This window comes from Ramlibacter sp., assembly GCF_035548915.1.
Lineage (GTDB): Bacteria > Pseudomonadota > Gammaproteobacteria > Burkholderiales > Burkholderiaceae_C > Ramlibacter.
The window spans coordinates 1-14,653 of record NZ_DASZSE010000027.1; the positions used below are offsets into that span (position 1 = coordinate 1).

The 14,653-nt window shown below is 69.0% G+C and carries 15 protein-coding genes; 11 read left to right on the top strand and 4 right to left on the bottom strand.

What is annotated here, in order from left to right:
- From VHA82_RS08215 to VHA82_RS08240, 6 genes are all read left to right on the top strand, one after another.
- Nucleotides 1–2,241 (top strand): TonB-dependent receptor (locus VHA82_RS08215; RefSeq protein ID WP_325542352.1); only part of this gene is annotated, 2,241 nt, incomplete at its 5' end.
- A complete protein-coding gene (locus tag VHA82_RS08220; protein ID WP_325542354.1) occupies nt 2,238–2,735 on the top strand; it encodes a YcnI family protein in 498 nt (165 codons plus the stop codon). The genes VHA82_RS08215 and VHA82_RS08220, both read left to right, overlap by 4 nt.
- Nucleotides 2,736–2,750: 15 nt before the next feature.
- Nucleotides 2,751–3,302 (top strand): copper chaperone PCu(A)C, encoded by a 552-nt coding sequence (locus VHA82_RS08225; RefSeq protein WP_325542356.1) that lies wholly within the window; start codon nt 2,751–2,753, stop codon nt 3,300–3,302.
- A 66-nt stretch (nt 3,303–3,368) separates the two neighbouring features.
- Entirely contained in the window at nt 3,369–4,094 is a 726-nt protein-coding gene (locus tag VHA82_RS08230; protein ID WP_325542358.1) for a PhaM family polyhydroxyalkanoate granule multifunctional regulatory protein, read from the top strand.
- Nucleotides 4,095–4,101: 7 nt separating this feature from the next.
- Nucleotides 4,102–5,352 carry an FIST signal transduction protein gene (locus VHA82_RS08235; RefSeq protein WP_325542359.1) on the top strand — a complete coding sequence of 417 codons (1,251 nt, stop codon included), beginning with the start codon at nt 4,102–4,104 and terminating at the stop codon, nt 5,350–5,352.
- Complete coding sequence (locus VHA82_RS08240; protein ID WP_325542361.1) at nt 5,349–6,524, top strand: DUF535 family protein; 1,176 nt, start codon at nt 5,349–5,351, stop codon at nt 6,522–6,524. Before VHA82_RS08235 ends, VHA82_RS08240 begins: the two co-directional genes overlap by 4 nt.
- A gap of 24 nt (nt 6,525–6,548) precedes the next feature.
- Here the strand turns inward: VHA82_RS08240 and VHA82_RS08245 are convergent, their stop codons facing one another.
- Complete coding sequence (locus VHA82_RS08245; protein ID WP_325542363.1) at nt 6,549–7,280, bottom strand: helix-turn-helix transcriptional regulator; 732 nt, start codon at nt 7,278–7,280, stop codon at nt 6,549–6,551.
- A 155-nt stretch (nt 7,281–7,435) separates the two neighbouring features.
- Between VHA82_RS08245 and VHA82_RS08250 the strand changes: the two genes are divergently transcribed.
- From VHA82_RS08250 to VHA82_RS08270, 5 genes are all read left to right on the top strand, one after another.
- Nucleotides 7,436–9,385 (top strand): MFS transporter, encoded by a 1,950-nt coding sequence (locus VHA82_RS08250; protein ID WP_325542365.1) that lies wholly within the window; start codon nt 7,436–7,438, stop codon nt 9,383–9,385.
- Nucleotides 9,382–10,116, top strand: a complete 735-nt coding sequence (locus VHA82_RS08255) for a PIG-L deacetylase family protein (RefSeq protein WP_325542367.1) — start codon at nt 9,382–9,384, stop codon at nt 10,114–10,116. Before VHA82_RS08250 ends, VHA82_RS08255 begins: the two co-directional genes overlap by 4 nt.
- A gap of 100 nt (nt 10,117–10,216) precedes the next feature.
- Entirely contained in the window at nt 10,217–10,681 is a 465-nt protein-coding gene (locus tag VHA82_RS08260; protein WP_325542369.1) for a YiaA/YiaB family inner membrane protein, read from the top strand.
- A complete protein-coding gene (locus VHA82_RS08265) occupies nt 10,678–11,115 on the top strand; it encodes a hypothetical protein (RefSeq protein ID WP_325542371.1) in 438 nt (145 codons plus the stop codon). The genes VHA82_RS08260 and VHA82_RS08265 overlap by 4 nt, the downstream gene beginning before the upstream one ends.
- Nucleotide 11,116: 1 nt before the next feature.
- Nucleotides 11,117–11,920, top strand: a complete 804-nt coding sequence (locus tag VHA82_RS08270; RefSeq protein WP_325542373.1) for a DUF2145 domain-containing protein — start codon at nt 11,117–11,119, stop codon at nt 11,918–11,920.
- Between the two features lie 88 nt (nt 11,921–12,008).
- On the opposite strand, the gene VHA82_RS08275 is transcribed toward VHA82_RS08270, so the two are convergent.
- The 3 genes from VHA82_RS08275 to VHA82_RS08285 all read right to left on the bottom strand — a co-directional run bounded on the left by VHA82_RS08275 (nt 12,009) and on the right by VHA82_RS08285 (nt 14,548).
- On the bottom strand, nt 12,009–12,431 hold the full coding sequence (locus VHA82_RS08275) for a nuclear transport factor 2 family protein (RefSeq protein ID WP_325542375.1): 423 nt from the start codon (nt 12,429–12,431) through the stop codon (nt 12,009–12,011).
- Between the two features lie 73 nt (nt 12,432–12,504).
- The gene (locus VHA82_RS08280) at nt 12,505–14,061 is read right to left on the bottom strand and encodes an HD domain-containing phosphohydrolase (RefSeq protein WP_325542377.1); all 1,557 of its coding nucleotides are present in this window, start codon (nt 14,059–14,061) and stop codon (nt 12,505–12,507) included.
- Nucleotides 14,054–14,548, bottom strand: a complete 495-nt coding sequence (locus VHA82_RS08285) for a hypothetical protein (RefSeq protein ID WP_325542379.1) — start codon at nt 14,546–14,548, stop codon at nt 14,054–14,056. The genes VHA82_RS08280 and VHA82_RS08285 overlap by 8 nt, the downstream gene beginning before the upstream one ends.
- Nucleotides 14,549–14,653 lie beyond the last annotated feature (105 nt).

Genomic DNA, 14,653 nt, shown 5'->3' on the forward strand with positions numbered 1-14,653 from the left:
CGAGTCGCCGCGGCACTTGCCGCGACGGCCGTTCCCCTCTTCGCCGCGGCCCAGCAAGTCGCGATGCACACGCTCGAGCCCGTCACCGTCACGGGCGGCACGCCGACCTCGCTGCCGACGCAGATTCCAACCACCATCGAAGGCATCGGCCGCGAGCAGATCGACGAGCAGATCAACGCCACCGACAGCGAAGACGCGATCAAGTACCTGCCCAGCCTGCTCGTTCGCAAGCGCTACCCCGGCGACTACAACCACGCGGTGCTCTCCACGCGCGCCTCGGGCACGGGCAACAGCGCGCGTTCGCTCGTGTATGCCGACGGCATCCTGCTGTCCAACCTGCTTGGCAACGGCGCGACGTTCGCGCCGCGCTGGATGCTCGTGACGCCGGAGGAAATCGAACGCGTCGACGTGCTGTACGGCCCGTTCACCGCCGCCTACCCCGGCAACTCGGTGGGCGCCGTCGTCGATTTCGTGACGCGCATGCCGACGAAGTTCGAGTCGCATGCGAGCCTGTCGAGCACGTGGCAGCCCTTCGACCTGTATGGAACGCACGGCAATTTCGGCGCGCAACAGGCCAGTGCCTCGGTGGGCGACCGGCAAGGCGGCTTCGCCTGGTGGCTGAACGTGAATCGCACGCAAAGCGACGGCCAGCCGCTCACCTTCGCCACGCGCCTGCTCTCGCAAGGCAGCGCGGCTGCCGCGACACCCGTGACGGGCGCGGTCGCGGGCCTCAACCGCGCGAACCAGCCGTGGTGGATTCTCGGCGCCGGCACGCAATACCGCAGCGACCAGGACCACCTGAAGGCGAAGCTCGCCTACGACGTGACGCCCGCCCTGCGCGCGAGCTACACCTTCGCGCTCTGGCGCAACGACTCGCAGGCGCGCTCGCAGAGTTATTTGCGCGACGCCGCGGGACAGCCGGTGTACAGCGGCACGGTGAGCATCGACGGGCGCAGCTACACGCTGTCGCCCTCGGACTTCCCGTCGTCGAACGAGTCGCTCACGCATACGATGCACGGCCTCACGCTCAAGAGCCACACGCTCGGCGAGTGGGATTGGGAACTCTCGGCGAGCCACTACGGCTACGACGAAGACCTGCTGCGCGCGCCCACTACCGCGCTGCCTGCCGCATCGGCAGGCGGCCCCGGCCGCATCGTCGACATGCACGGCACCGGCTGGACGACCCTTGCGGCCAAGGGCATCTGGCGGCCGCGCTCGCACATCGTCGAATTCGGCCTGCAGCGCGACGCCTACCGGCTGCGCAGCATCGAAAACGCGACGAGCGACTGGATCGCGGGCGGCCCCGGCGCGCGCAACAACGCGTTCCAGGGCGACACGACGCTCACGAGCCTCTACGCGCAGGACACGTGGACGCTCTCGCGCCGCTGGAAGACGACGCTCGGCCTGCGCCTGGAGCAGTGGCATGCCTTCGACGGCGCGACTTCGAACGCGACGACCACGGCCGCGCACGTCGAGCGCCGCGAAGACTACGCGTCGCCCAAGGCCGCGCTCTCGTATCGGCTGAACGACGACTGGGTGCTGAAAGCCTCCACCGGCCGCGCGGTGCGCATGCCCACCGTTTCCGAGCTGTACCAGGGCGGCATCAACGCGAGCGGCCAGTTGATCAACAACGACCCGTTCCTGCGGCCCGAGAAATCGTGGACCGGCGAGCTGAGCGCCGTGCGCGACGTGAACGACGGGTCGCTGCGTTTCACCGCGTTCTTCGAGCGCACGCGCGATGCGCTTTTTTCGCAGCTGAACGCCGCCAACGTGAACACCGTGCAGAACGTCGGCGCGATTCGCACGCGCGGCTTCGAAGTCGCCTGGCAACGCAGCGACTGGTGGGTGAAGGGGCTGGATGCGGGCGCCAACCTCACATGGACCGACTCGATCATCACCCGCAACGACGCCTTCCCCGCGAGCGTGGGCAAGCGCCAGCCGCGCGTGCCCGAGTGGCGCGCGGCGACGGTCGCCACGTACCGGCCCGATGCGCGCTGGTCGCTCACCGGTGCGCTGCGTTTCAGCGGCAAGCAGTTCAGCACGCTCGACAACAGCGACCCCAACGGCTTCGCCTACCAGGGCGCGAGCCGCTACCTCGTCGCGGACGTGCGCGCCGTCTGGCGGGTGAACGAACGCGTGCAAGCTGCGTTCGGCATCGACAACCTCACCAGCCAGGTCTATTGGAATTTCCACCCCTATCCGCAGCGCAGCTACGTCGCGGAACTGAAAGCCGATCTATGAAGAAGACGATCCTCATCGCGCTCGCCACGATGGCCTGCGCCGCTCACGCGCACGTTACCCTCGAATACGAGGTCGCGGCCGCGGGCGCCTCGTACAAGGCCACGTTTCGCGTGGGCCATGGCTGCGGCGCATCGCCCACGAAGCAGATCGCGGTCACGATCCCCGACGGCGTGAAAGGCGCGCATCCGATGCCCAAGCCCGGCTGGACGCTCGAGCTTCGCAAGGATGCGGACCGGGTGGCGCGCGTCGTGTGGACCGCGAAGACGCGCGAGGACATGCTGCCTTCCACCCAGTACGACGAATTCGTGCTGGTCGCGCGGATGCCCGACCAGGCCGGCTCGCTCTACTGGCCGGTGAGTCAGGTGTGCGAGGAAGGCCGCGCCGATTGGAAGGACGTTCCGCAGGCGGGACAATCGCTGGCCGAGCTCAAGTCGCCTGCGGCGTACCTGGAAGTCATTCCGGCCGACGGCACGGCAAGCGGCCATCATCATTGACATGAAAGTACGAAGATGAACTTCTCACGATCGCTCGCGTCCGCGGCCACCGCTTTGCGCGCACCCTTGCGCGCGCCCTCCTTCTTCGCGCACCATTTCGCGACTTTCTTCGCGACTTTCTTCGCGCTTGGCGCGCTCTTCCTCGCGCCCGCCGCGCACGCACAGACGGCCCCCGTCACCGCGGCAGCCGCATGGGCCCGCCCGACCGTGCAGGGCCAGCTCGCGAGCGGCGCATTCATGCGCCTCACCGCGCGCGAGCCCGTCGCGCTGGTGGGCGCAGAGACCCCGTTGGCCGCCCGCGCCGAACTGCACGAGATGAAGATGGAAGGCGACGTGATGCGCATGCGCGAGATCGCCTCGCTCGACTTGCCGGTGGGCCGGCCCATGATGCTCGGCCCGGGCGGCTATCACATCATGCTGCAAGGCCTGAAGGCACCGTTGAAGCCCGACATGCGCATCCCCCTCACGCTGATGTTTCGCGACGCGAGCGGCCACACGAGCAAGCTGGAGCTGACGGTGCCGGTCCTCGCGCACGCGCCCGACGAAGGCGGGGCGAAGAAGCCCTGAACGGTTTCGCGCCGCGCGGGCGGTTGCGGTAAGCTGTGCTCCGTCACCGCCCCCACGGAGCACGGCATGAGCGACCCCGCCTTCGGTTTCGGCAAATTCGTCCCCGGCTTCGACTTCCTGCAGAACCTTGCGAAGGGCGCGACGCAGAGCATCCCGCAGCTGCCCAACATCGCCAACTGGGTCGCGCCCACGCTGAACGTCGAGGAACTCGAGAAGCGGATCGACGAACTGAAGGCCGTGCACTTCTGGCTCGACCAGAACAGCAAGGCGCTCTCGGCCACGATCCAGGCGCTCGAAGTGCAGAAGATGACGCTCGCGACGCTCAGGGGCATGAATTTCAACATGGGCGACCTCGCCAACGCCCTGAAGCTGAAGGCCGCGGACAGCATGCTGGGCGGCGTGCAGAAGGCGACCGAAGCGGCTGCGAGCGCGGCCGATTCGGTGTCGCAAGCCGCGGGCGTGGCGCGCGGGAAGGCGGCGGCGAAGACGGCCGCGAAGAAGCCCTCCGGCAGCGCGCGCGCGGGCGCGTCGGCGTCGGCAGCGGCAGGCATCGTCGATCCGCTGCAGTGGTGGGGATCCCTCACGCAGCAGTTCCAGCAGATCGCCGCGACCGCCATGAAGGAGGCCGCGCAGAAATCCGCGGCGGACACCGCGAAGAACGTCGCCACCGGCATGGCGAAGGAAGCGATGAAGGCGGCCGGCGGCGCCGCGCGCGCCGCCCGGTCCGCGGCCGGGGCCGCTGCCTCGTCGGCTTCGGCACGCAAGCCCCGCGCGCGCAAGAAGACCGCGTGAGGCCGCGATGAAGCTCTTTCCCTTCGGGCATGCGACGCATCCGCAGTGGCGGATGGCCGCGGGGCTGGTACTCGCGCAGGTCAGAGCCCAGATGGCCCTGCCCGATTACGCGAGCCTGCCGACACTCGGCCTGCTGTACATCACGGACCACTATGTGGCGCATGCGCAGGACATCCTCGATCACGTGAGCGCCGAACTGCCCGAAGTCGCGGACTGGGCCGGCACGGTCGGTGTCGGCGTGGCCTCCTCCAACGTCGAGTATTTCGACGAACCGGCCCTCGCGCTCATGCTGTGCGACCTGCCGCCGGACCAGTACGCCGTGTTCTCCGGCGTGACGCCGCTCAACGCGACGCGCTTCCAGCCGCATACCGCGCTCGTTCACGCCGACGCCGCGACGCCCGAACTCGCCGAGCTGATCGCCGAGATGGCGCAGCGCACGTCCTCGGGCTACCTCTTCGGGGGGCTGGCCTCCAGCCGCGGCGAGACGGTGCAGTTCGCCGTGTCCGGTTTCGGCACGCTCGCGGGCCACGGCGGCACGAGCGGCGTCTTCAGCGGAGGCCTCTCGGGCGTCGTGTTCGGCCCCGAGGTCGCGATCGTCTCGCGCGTGACGCAGGGCTGCCAGCCGGTGGCGGCCGAGCGCGGCATCACCGAAGCGAACGGCAACGTGGTGCTTCAGCTCGACGGCGAGCCCGCGCTCGACGTGCTGCTCAGAGACCTGTCGATCTCGCTCGATCAGCCGCAAGCCGCGATGGCCACGCTGCGCCGCACGCTCGTCGGCCTCACCGAGGCGGGCGGCAGCCTCGTTGCGCGCACCGGCAATTTCGGCGGCGACGTGATCGTGCGGCACATCATCGGGCTCGACCCCACGCGGCAGGGCATCGCGGTGGCCGAGCGAGTGTCCGAAGGCATGCGCCTCGCGTTCTGCCGCCGCGACGTGGAGGCCGCGCGCGTCGACCTCACGCGCATCTGCGCTGAAATCCGCGAGGAACTCGAGCCGGAGGAAATGCCGATCACGGTGGCCGCGACGCTCTCGGGCTCGGACGCGCAGGCGGGGCCGAATCCGGCGCGCCGCATCGCGGGCGCCGTGTACGTGAGCTGCGCCGGGCGCGGCGGGCCGCACTTCGGCGGGCCGAGCGAGGAGCTGAAGATCGTGCGGCGAGCGCTCGGTGACGTGCCGCTCGTGGGCTTCTTCGCGGGCGGAGAAATCGCCCGGCATCACCTCTATGGCTACACTGGCGTGCTGACCGTGTTCCGATGAGCAGTTCCCGCGCCGCTTCTTCCCCCGATCGATCGCGCCGCCGCATCCCGAGCGTCTGGCAAGGCATCGGCTGGGCCCTTCGCCGAGGCGGCGAAGGCGGCGGCATCTCGCGCGCGGAACTCTTCGGCCGCGCCCTCGTCGCGACGCTTGCGCACGGCAAGGCGCTCGGGCGCTGGATGGCGATCGTGCACGAGCTGAAGGCGCGCGGCATGCTCGACGATCTGGAAGGCGAATACCTGCGTGCGATCCGGCCTTCGGTGCAGCGCCACGCGAGCATCGGCGAGCGCGTGACGCAGCTCATCGACCACACCGACTGGATCGAAACCGCCTTCAAACCCGCCGCGCTGGAGCGGCTCACGTCCGGCAAGCCGGTCGTGCTCGCCGAGCTGAGGCCGCCGCGTGGCTTCGACTATCTGCGACTTCAGGTGCAGCGCACGGGTGTGCAAAGCCCCGAGGGCGAATTGCTGCTCACCCTCACGGCGCAGCGCTCGAGCGACGTGCAGCACAAGGCGCTGCCGCTGGACCTCGCGGCGCTCGCCTTCTCGCGCTTTCGCATCGAGGACACCTCGTGCCTCGTGATCGGCGGCGTGCGGGGCCAGCGGCATCATGCGTCGCGCATGGCCATGTCGCCGGTGGAAGTTTCGCAGGCACTGCAGGGCTGGAAGCCCTCGGTGCTGCTCGTGTGCACGATGCAGGAGCTCGCCCGCGCCTGGGGGCACAAGCTCGTGGGGCTGAACCCCGCGTCGCATCGGCTGCAGGGGTGGAGCTTTCGCTTCGACACCGCTTCGCGCGAGGCGGCCGAGCGCATCTTCGCGAGTCACGACGCGCTGTGGGCGCACTTCGACGCGGCGCCCGGCCCGCTCGGCTGGGTGGTGCTGCCGCTGCATTCCGACGACAAGCTCGCGGCCACCGCGCTCTCGCCGGAAAAGCGCGAACGCCAGGTGCGGCGCGCCGACTTCTGGCTGCGCATGCGCAAGGCGCTGCATCTGCGGATGCGCGAAGTGCTCGTGCGCCCCGGCCGCGAGGACCAGAAGTCGCGCGTGACGCAGCTCGCCACGGATCATGCGCCGCTCGAAGACGACTGGGGCGACCTGTTCACCGAGGACGAGGAAGCGGAGAAGGAGCGCTTGCAGGCGCGGATGCTGCAGACCGGGCCGCTGACGCTCGAGTGAAGCGCGGCCGACGCGCTCGGGGCCTTATCGCCGCAGCTGCGTGAAGGCCGTGAATTCCCAGCTTCGCATCGCAAGCACGAGCGTATAGCCCTCGCGATCGTCCTGCCCGAGCTTCTGGTCCGCCTGATGCTGCTGGGCGAAGTCCTGCGCGAGGCGCTGCATGCGTTCCACGAACGAAGGCGCGATGCCGCGCGCGACCGACCCGTGCACGAGCAGCAGCCCTTCGGCGGCGCCGTCGAAGCCGCCCGCGAAGTAGTCGAGCACCACGTTGTCGCGAAAGTAGTTCATCACCGGGCCGTGGGGCCGCCAGCGGAAAGTCTTGGCGAGCTTCAGCCGGTAGCGGTTGCCGGGCTTCAGCTCGATGATGCCGATGCGATCGAGCTGCGCGAGGCACCTGATGCATTCGGCCTCGCTCACGCGGTACTCGCTCGTGATCTGCTCGAGCGTCCACATAGAGAGCACGCAGATCGCCGTGAGCAGCAGCTTCTTGTCCGCAACCACCGCCCGCTCCTGTTCCTGCGTGAGCTCCTTCAAAAGCGGCTGCGCGTCGGCCACGCGCCGCGCGAGCTCCGCGAAATCGAGCTTGAGCGTGCGGCAGATCGCGTCGATGCGGGAAAGCGGCATGTCGCCCTTCGCGAGCATGCGCTTCACGCTGGACTCCGCCATGCCCAGGCCGCGCGCGAGGTCGGCGTAGGTCATGTGCGCGGCTTTCAGCTCCTTCTTGAGGGCGAGAACGAGGTCGGCGGTGGTGCTCATGGAATGGTCGGCCGGTATCGGCGGCGGATACCGCGGGTAGCTCTGTGCGGGAATGTAGCGCCAGACGGTGGCGAACCGCCGGGCACTGAAGGCAGAATCGCTCGCATGGCTGGTTTTCGCGAAGCGAGGGGCCCGCCACCCAGGAGAAAAACGCCATGAACACCGCCGCCACCGCCGAAGCGCCCGCCCTCCCGCGCGCCGCCGAATCGCATCCGAATCAGTTCGCGCTCCTCGGGCAAAGGCGCTTCGCGCCATTTTTCTGGACGCAGTTCTGCGGCGCGGCCAACGACAATCTCTTCAAGTTCGGCTTCACCGTGATGGTGACCTACCAGCTGCAGGTGAGCTGGCTCACGCCGCACATGGCGGGGCTCGTGATCGGGGCGCTCTTCATCCTGCCCTTCCTCCTTTTTTCCGCCACCAGCGGCCAGCTCGCGGACAAGTACGACAAGCGAGCGATGATCCTCTTCGTCAAATGGCTGGAGATCGGCATCATGGTGCTCGCGAGCTGGGGCTTCTTCGCCGCGTTCGTGCCGGTGCTGCTCCTGTGCACCTTCCTCATGGGCCTGCACTCGACGCTGTTCGGCCCGGTGAAGTACGCCTATCTTCCGCAGCACCTGAGCGAGCGCGAACTCACGGGCGGCAACGGCATGGTGGAGATGGGCACTTTCGTCGCCATCCTGCTTGGCAACGTGGCGGGCGGTCTGATCGTCTCGATCCCCGAGGTCGGCGCGCACTACGTGGGCGTGAGCTGCATCGCGCTGGCCTTGATCGGCCGGCTGGTGGCGCAGGCGGTGCCCGTGTCCGCCGCGACCGATCCGGGCCTGAAGATCAACTGGGACCCGGTGAGCGAGACGGTGCGCAACCTGAAGCTCGCGCACGGCGACGTGGTGGTGTTCAGGTCGCTCCTGGGCATCAGCTGGATGTGGTTCTTCGGCGCGGTGTTCCTCTCGCAGTTCCCGAGCTTCGCGAAGGAAGTGCTGCACGGCAACGAGCAGGTCGCCTCGCTCCTGCTCGTCGTGTTCTCGGTGGGGATCGGCATCGGCTCGCTCCTGTGCGAGATGCTTTCGCGGCGTCACGTGGAGATCGGGCTCGTGCCGCTCGGCGCGATCGGCATGACCGTGTTCGCGGTGGACCTGTACTTCGCCTCGCGCGGCCTGTCCGGCGCGGCCGAACTCACGCTCGGGCAATTCGTCGCGATCGGCGCGCACTGGCGCGTGATGGCCGACCTCGCGCTGCTGTCGCTCTTCGCCGGCCTCTACAGCGTGCCGATGTACGCGCTGATCCAGCTGCGCGCGCAGCCCACGCACCGCGCGCGGATCATCGCGGCCAACAACATCCTCAATGCGCTCTTCATGATCGCAAGCGCGATCCTCGCGGGCGCGCTGCTCGCCGCGGGCGCGACGATTCCGCAGATCTTCCTTGCCACGGGCATCGCCAACGCGCTGGTGGCGGGCTACATCTTCTTCCTCGTGCCCGAATACTTCATCCGCTTTGTGGCCTGGGCGATGTCGCACTTCATCTATCGCTTCAAGGTGCGCGGCGACGACTACATTCCCACCGAAGGGCCCGCGATCCTCGCGTGCAACCACGTGAGCTTCGTCGATGCGGTGCTGCTGATGGCGGCAAGCCCCCGGCCGATCTACTTCGTGATGGACCATCGCATCTTCCGGCTTCCCGTGCTCGGCTGGCTCTTCCGGCTTGCCAAGGCGATCCCCATCGCATCGCAGAAGGACCACCCCGCAATCTACGCGGCCGCCTTCGAACGCGCCGCGCAGGTGCTGAGAGAAGGCGACCTGCTCGCGATCTTTCCCGAAGGCGGGATCACGCGCGACGGCCATCTGCAGGAGTTCAAGGGCGGCATCATGAAGGTGCTGGATCGCGCGCGTGCCGATGGCGTGCACGCGCCGGTGATTCCGATGGCGCTCGTGAACCTCTGGGGCTCGTTCTTCAGTCGCGTCGAAGAGGGCAACGCCATGGTGCGGCCGTTCCGGCGCGGGATGTTCAGCCGCGTGGGGTTGAACGTCGGGGCGCCCGTGACAGCGGACGAAGTGCAGCCCGCGGCACTGCGCTCGAAGGTGGAGCAACTGCTCGCCGCGGGCGTGTGACGCATTTCACCGTCGTGTCGCCGCATCCGGACGATGCGGCGCTCTCGCTGGGCTCCACGCTCGCCTGGTGGCACCGGCGCGGCGCGCGGTTCACGTTTCTCACCTGCTTCAGCCGCACCCGCTGGGCACCGCGTGCGGCATCGAATGGCGATGTCGACAGCGTCACGGCACTGCGGCGCCTGGAGGACGAGGCTTTCGCCGCGCGATTCGGCGAGGCGGCTCGCCATCGCGCGCTCGGCTTCGACGATGAGCCGCTGCGTCCGGCGGCGCGCGGTGCGGGCGGGGCGGCGCAACGCAAGGAGGACGTCGAGCAGCCTCTGCTCGTCGCGCTGAGAGAGGCGATGGCGCGGCACGCGCCCGAGCCGGGTCCGTGGGTGCTGCCGGCCGGGCAGTTCCATCGGGATCATTTACTCGCGATGGTGGCGGGCATCGCGGCGGCGGGGACTCATCCGCTGGTGTTCTACGAGGACGTGCCCTACGTCCTGGGAGTCTCGATGGAGAGTGTGCGCAGGCACATGACGGGCGTGTCGCGCCGGGCCGGGCGCGAACTGCACGCACTGCGATTCGGAGCGTTCGATCGCGATGCCTGGTTGAGCGGTGTGCACTGCTACCGGTCGCAGTTCATCGAGGACGAACTCGCCGACTTCTCAGCGCGGCTCGTGGCCCGTTCGGGCGAGCGGTTGTGGGCGGATGCGCAGGCGCTTTCGGTGATGGGGGCGCTCTTCGTCTGAGCGGGGAGAAGTACCGCGGCGCGATACCCCGAGCGCCTCACGGTTCACCTTGCGCGAAATGAGGCCTTCGGCGCAGGCCCGCGCCCACACACTCCTCCGCATGTCCAACCACCTCCAAGAGGTCCGCATGCAAGTCCGCATCCACCGCGACACCAAGGCCTGGCAGCTGCAGGTCTGGGTGTCCTTCCTCCTCGCCGCGTTTGTCTGCGGCGTCGGCCTCGCCTACCTGCCGGGGCGGGACCTGGATCGCGCCTTCATGTTCATGGGCTACATGTTCTGCCTCTCGGCCGCCTTCGTGCTCGCCAAGTTCGTGCGCGACAACGAGCGCGCGCGCCTCGAGAAGCGCGACGCCGACACGCCGCTCTTCCGACTCGTCGTGTGGGGCGGCTTCTTCCTCGCGATGGCGCTCACCGCATGGGGGCTCATGCGCATGGAAGTCAACGAAACCTACAAGGCCTACCTCGGCGTGAGCTGGCTTTATCTCATCACCTGCACTTTCACCCTGGCCAAGACGCTGCGCGACGCGCACGAGGCCGATATCGACGAAGCGAGGAACCGCGAATGAAAAAGACCCTGATCTCCCTTTGGCTCGCGGCCGGCGCCGCTGCCATGTCCCTCCCCGCGCATGCGCAAAGCGAAGCATCGATGGCGCTCAGCACGTTGTCGGCGCTGCCGGTGGCTTCCGTCATGGTGGCGGGCAGCACCGTGGTCGCCGTGCCGGTGATGCTTTCCACCGCGGGGACGGTGCTCGTGGTGAAGTCGGTGGAAGTGAGCGCGCGCGGCACGATCTGCGTGCTGGAACGCGCGTCCGACGGCACGCGCGTCAGCATCGAATTCCTCGGTCGCTCCGCGCAGACCGCTTCGCTCGCGGCGGGAACGCTTGTGACCGTGAGCGTGATCGGCGCGGGCACGATCCTCTCGGCCGCGGGCGAAGCAATTGCCTTCATCCCGAACGCGCTCGGCCAAGCGCTGCTCTTCAACGAACGGGTCACGTACTGAGATGAAGACCGCATTCTGGCGCGCGATGTGCGCACTTCTCCTGGCGGCGGTGGTCGCCGCGCCGGCCCGGGCGGGCCGCACCTGCGAACCGTGGAAACCGTCGGCGGCCACCCTCGCTCGCGCGTTCGGCATGGCCGAACGCACGCTGCGCGCGCTCGACGATGAATATGCGAAGAACGGCACGCAAGTCGTCGTGCTCGCTCGCGCGGGGCAGGACCTTACCCAGTACGGCCTGCGCTATTCGCACCTGGGCTTCGCGTACCGCACGGCCGACGGGCGCTGGCGCGTGCTGCACAAGCTGAACCAGTGCGGCACGGCCGATGCGTCGATCTATCGCCAGGGCCTCGGGGACTTCTTCCTCGACAGCCTGTGGCGCTACGAGGCCGCCTACGAAGTGCCGGCGCCCGAGGTGCAGGCAAGGCTTCTGGCCGTGTTGCAGGATGAGCGGCGTGCCACCGCGATGCATTGGAAGCCGTACAGCGTCGTGAGCTATGCGTGGGGCCAGCGCTATCAGCAGTCCAACCAGTGGGCGATCGAGACGCTCGCGGCGGCGATGGAGCCCGGCATCGCATCGCGCACCCAGGCGCAGGCGTGGCTGCAGTTCAAGGGCTACCAGCCCACCACCTTGCACCTGGGACCGATGGAGCGGCTCGGCGGGCGGCTCACGTCGGCCAACGTGGCGTTCGACGACCACCCGAGCGAGAAGCGCTTTTCCAACCGGATCGAGACCGTGACGGTGGATTCCGTTTTCGACTGGTTGCCCCGTGCCGGCCTCGCCTCCTCCGCGGTCACGCTGCGGCCGTGACCGGCGCCTGTGTCTCGAGCCCGGCGGCCCGGAGATGCCGGGCCGCATCGAAGGAGTGCCGGAAGACGTCGAGCACCCGTGCGATGACTCAGGCCGCAAGCAATCCGGCGCCGCGCATGTGCTTGGCCGTGTCGATGTAGTGGCGAAAGCCGATCACGCGGCCGTCGTCGCCGAAGGTCCACAGATGCAGTTCCTCGTCGCGCAGGCGCACTCCGGTGGCGCGATAGGTGCAGTCGACGCAGGAGAGCGCGGCGACCCTGTGGCCCGATCCGAAGATGTCGTGGAGCTTGAACTCGTGGAATTCGAGCGTGGCGGCGAGCACCTGGAAGAACTCGCCGACGCCGGCGGGATTCGTGCGCTGCAGGAGCAGCGGATGACCCGCGCGCTGCGCGCTCAGGTCCGGCCAGACGTCCCACTCGACCTTGGGCGACAGCTGCGCCAGGATGTGGGGCACGTCGCCGCGGCCGAAGGCCTGGTAGATCGACTGGATGGTTTCGATGTTGCGGTTCACGGCGTCCTCGCGTGGGGGTTGAAGGAGCCCTCACGATAGGAAGCGCACCGCGCGCCCACATCCGCCAAGTGGCCTATGGCCGGGGCGCCGCGCCGAAGAGCCCCTGCTCGACCGCCCAGAGGGCGACGCCGCCGCGGCTTTTCACGCCGCTCTTGCCGTAGATGTGGATCGTGTGGTGCTGCACGGTGCGCGGCGAGATGCCCAGGCGCTTGCCGATTTCCTTGTTCGAGAGGCCGAGCACCACGAGCCGCAGCACTTCGAGTTCGCGCTCGGTCAATCCGGCGGGCAACGAGGCCGCGGGTGCGGGTTGCGCTCCTGCGGCCGCGAGCACCGCGTCCACCGCGGCGCGATCGAGCCGGCCCCGCGCGACCTCGTCCAGCAGCACCTTGCGCGCGGCGGCGCCGTCGAGCGCCGGGCGGTATGCACGCGGCTCGCCGCAGGCGTGATACGTGTCCGCAGCCGCGAGCAGGCGCACGAACGCCGTGGAGTCGCGTTCTCCGCGGTGATAGCCGCTGCCGTCGGCGCGCTCGTGAGCGCGGCCCGCGATGTCCGCATGGCGCGCGAGCGCCGGGCTGCGGCGCAGCACGCGGTCGGTGTAGTAGCTGTGCAGGTGCACGCGCTCCCATTCGCTGGCCGTGAGCGGCGCGGGCTTGTCCCACAGGCCCGTGGGCACCGCGACGCGGCCGATGTCGTGCAGCAGCGCGGCATGGGCGAGCAAGTCGGCATCTTCCGGGCGCAGGCCCTGCGCGAGCGCGGCCGCGCGCGCGAGCGCCGCAACGCCGGTCGAATGGCCGCTGAAGTAGCCGGACTTCAGATCGGCCATCAGCGCGAAGGCTTCGAAGAGCCGCCCGAGCCCTTGCTCGTCCACGAGCCACACACCGGGCTCGCAGGCCAGGAAGTCATCCCACACCGACGACTGATCGAGGCCCGTACACAGCGCGGGTGCATCGGCTTCGAAGCGCGCGACGATCGTGGGATCGAGATGGCCGCCCGATCGCCGGCGCAGTTCAGCGGCGGCGCGCGAAGGGCCGCCGAGCGCGTTGTAGACGACGCCGATGCGCGCGGCCTCGACGTAGCGTTGCGCGAGGCTGAGCGCGCCGCCTGTCAGACCGAGGGGCACGCCGCGGCCGTCGTAGCGTTCGTCGGCTTGCGACAGGGCGCGCAGCACGCCTTCGGGCATGCCCAGGCGCTTGCCGCAATGCACGGCCGCATCGCATTGCGCGTGCGCATGCGCCTTGCCCGCGCCCGGATCGGCAAGCAGCTTGAGCACACCCGCCGCGCGTTGCAGCGGCGGCGCGCCCTTGCCCACGTCGCGCAGCACGGCGCCGATGAACTCCTGGGGCCGGCCGAAGTCGATGGGGATGAAGGCGGCTCTCAGGCCGACGTCGTCGCCGCTCGCGTAGGCCGCGTCTTCGACCGCGAAGCCGTTGCAGCCGAGATAGCGCAAGAGCCCTGTCCAGAAGACTTCGTGCCGCACGGACGCGGGCTCGTCGACCGCAAGGCGCGATGCGAGAAGAGCGATGCGCAGGCCGTCCTCGCTCGGCTGCGCGTTGGCGAGATCGGTCGCCAGGGACAAGGTGCCCAGCACTTCCGCGAGGCGCAGCGGACCGGTGGGCGCGCCTTCAGCCATGGCGCCACGCTTCGAAGCGGCGCCGCCAGCGCCTCTTGGCCACGCGGCCGATGCGCCAGGGCCACGACGCGCGGACCTGGGCGACTAGCTCTTCCTTGAAGGCGACCCAGCGTGCATAGACGCGCGCAAACCACGCGAGCTGCATCAGCGACTCGCGCGTGAGCGTGAAAAGCCGCGCGACGAGGGCCGTGCCGGCGATCTTGGCGACGACGATGACGCCGGTTCCGAAGAGGACGCGCCCGCGGCCGATGAACCAGAGCGCAGCGATCTTCACCGGCAGCAGCAGAAGTGTGGGGACGAGGAACAGCGCGAGTGCCGCATACGGCGGCAGCTTGCGGATCGATGCCTCGATGCGTTCCAGCCCGAGCGCGCGCATGAGCCGCGCGAGCCCGCGCTGCAGCGGCTGCCAGCCCCATTCCTCGAAGAGGATGAGGAGGGCGAGCGGCCATGCGAAGAGCCGGCCGACGATGCGCTTCACCGCTTCCATGCGGCGCAATCGTAGCTGAGCGCAAGCCGCCTGATCGGCGGCCCATGCCGAAGCATCGTGCGGTGTCCGGCAACCGGCGCCGCCCCGAAGGGCAGCATCGAATTC

Bases quoted from the DNA above. Each gene is read 5' to 3' on its own strand.
- VHA82_RS08245 (WP_325542363.1), bottom strand. From the start codon at position 7,280: ATGAGCACCACCGCCGACCTCGTTCTCGCCCTCAAGAAGGAGCTGAAA.
- VHA82_RS08225 (WP_325542356.1), top strand. From the start codon at position 2,751: ATGAACTTCTCACGATCGCTCGCGTCCGCGGCCACCGCTTTGCGCGCA.
- VHA82_RS08240 (WP_325542361.1), top strand. From the start codon at position 5,349: ATGAGCAGTTCCCGCGCCGCTTCTTCCCCCGATCGATCGCGCCGCCGC.
- VHA82_RS08260 (WP_325542369.1), top strand. From the start codon at position 10,217: ATGTCCAACCACCTCCAAGAGGTCCGCATGCAAGTCCGCATCCACCGC.
- VHA82_RS08270 (WP_325542373.1), top strand. From the start codon at position 11,117: ATGAAGACCGCATTCTGGCGCGCGATGTGCGCACTTCTCCTGGCGGCG.
- VHA82_RS08285 (WP_325542379.1), bottom strand. From the start codon at position 14,548: ATGGAAGCGGTGAAGCGCATCGTCGGCCGGCTCTTCGCATGGCCGCTC.
- VHA82_RS08265 (WP_325542371.1), top strand. From the start codon at position 10,678: ATGAAAAAGACCCTGATCTCCCTTTGGCTCGCGGCCGGCGCCGCTGCC.
- VHA82_RS08235 (WP_325542359.1), top strand. From the start codon at position 4,102: ATGAAGCTCTTTCCCTTCGGGCATGCGACGCATCCGCAGTGGCGGATG.
- VHA82_RS08250 (WP_325542365.1), top strand. From the start codon at position 7,436: ATGAACACCGCCGCCACCGCCGAAGCGCCCGCCCTCCCGCGCGCCGCC.
- VHA82_RS08220 (WP_325542354.1), top strand. From the start codon at position 2,238: ATGAAGAAGACGATCCTCATCGCGCTCGCCACGATGGCCTGCGCCGCT.
- VHA82_RS08230 (WP_325542358.1), top strand. From the start codon at position 3,369: ATGAGCGACCCCGCCTTCGGTTTCGGCAAATTCGTCCCCGGCTTCGAC.
- VHA82_RS08280 (WP_325542377.1), bottom strand. From the start codon at position 14,061: ATGGCTGAAGGCGCGCCCACCGGTCCGCTGCGCCTCGCGGAAGTGCTG.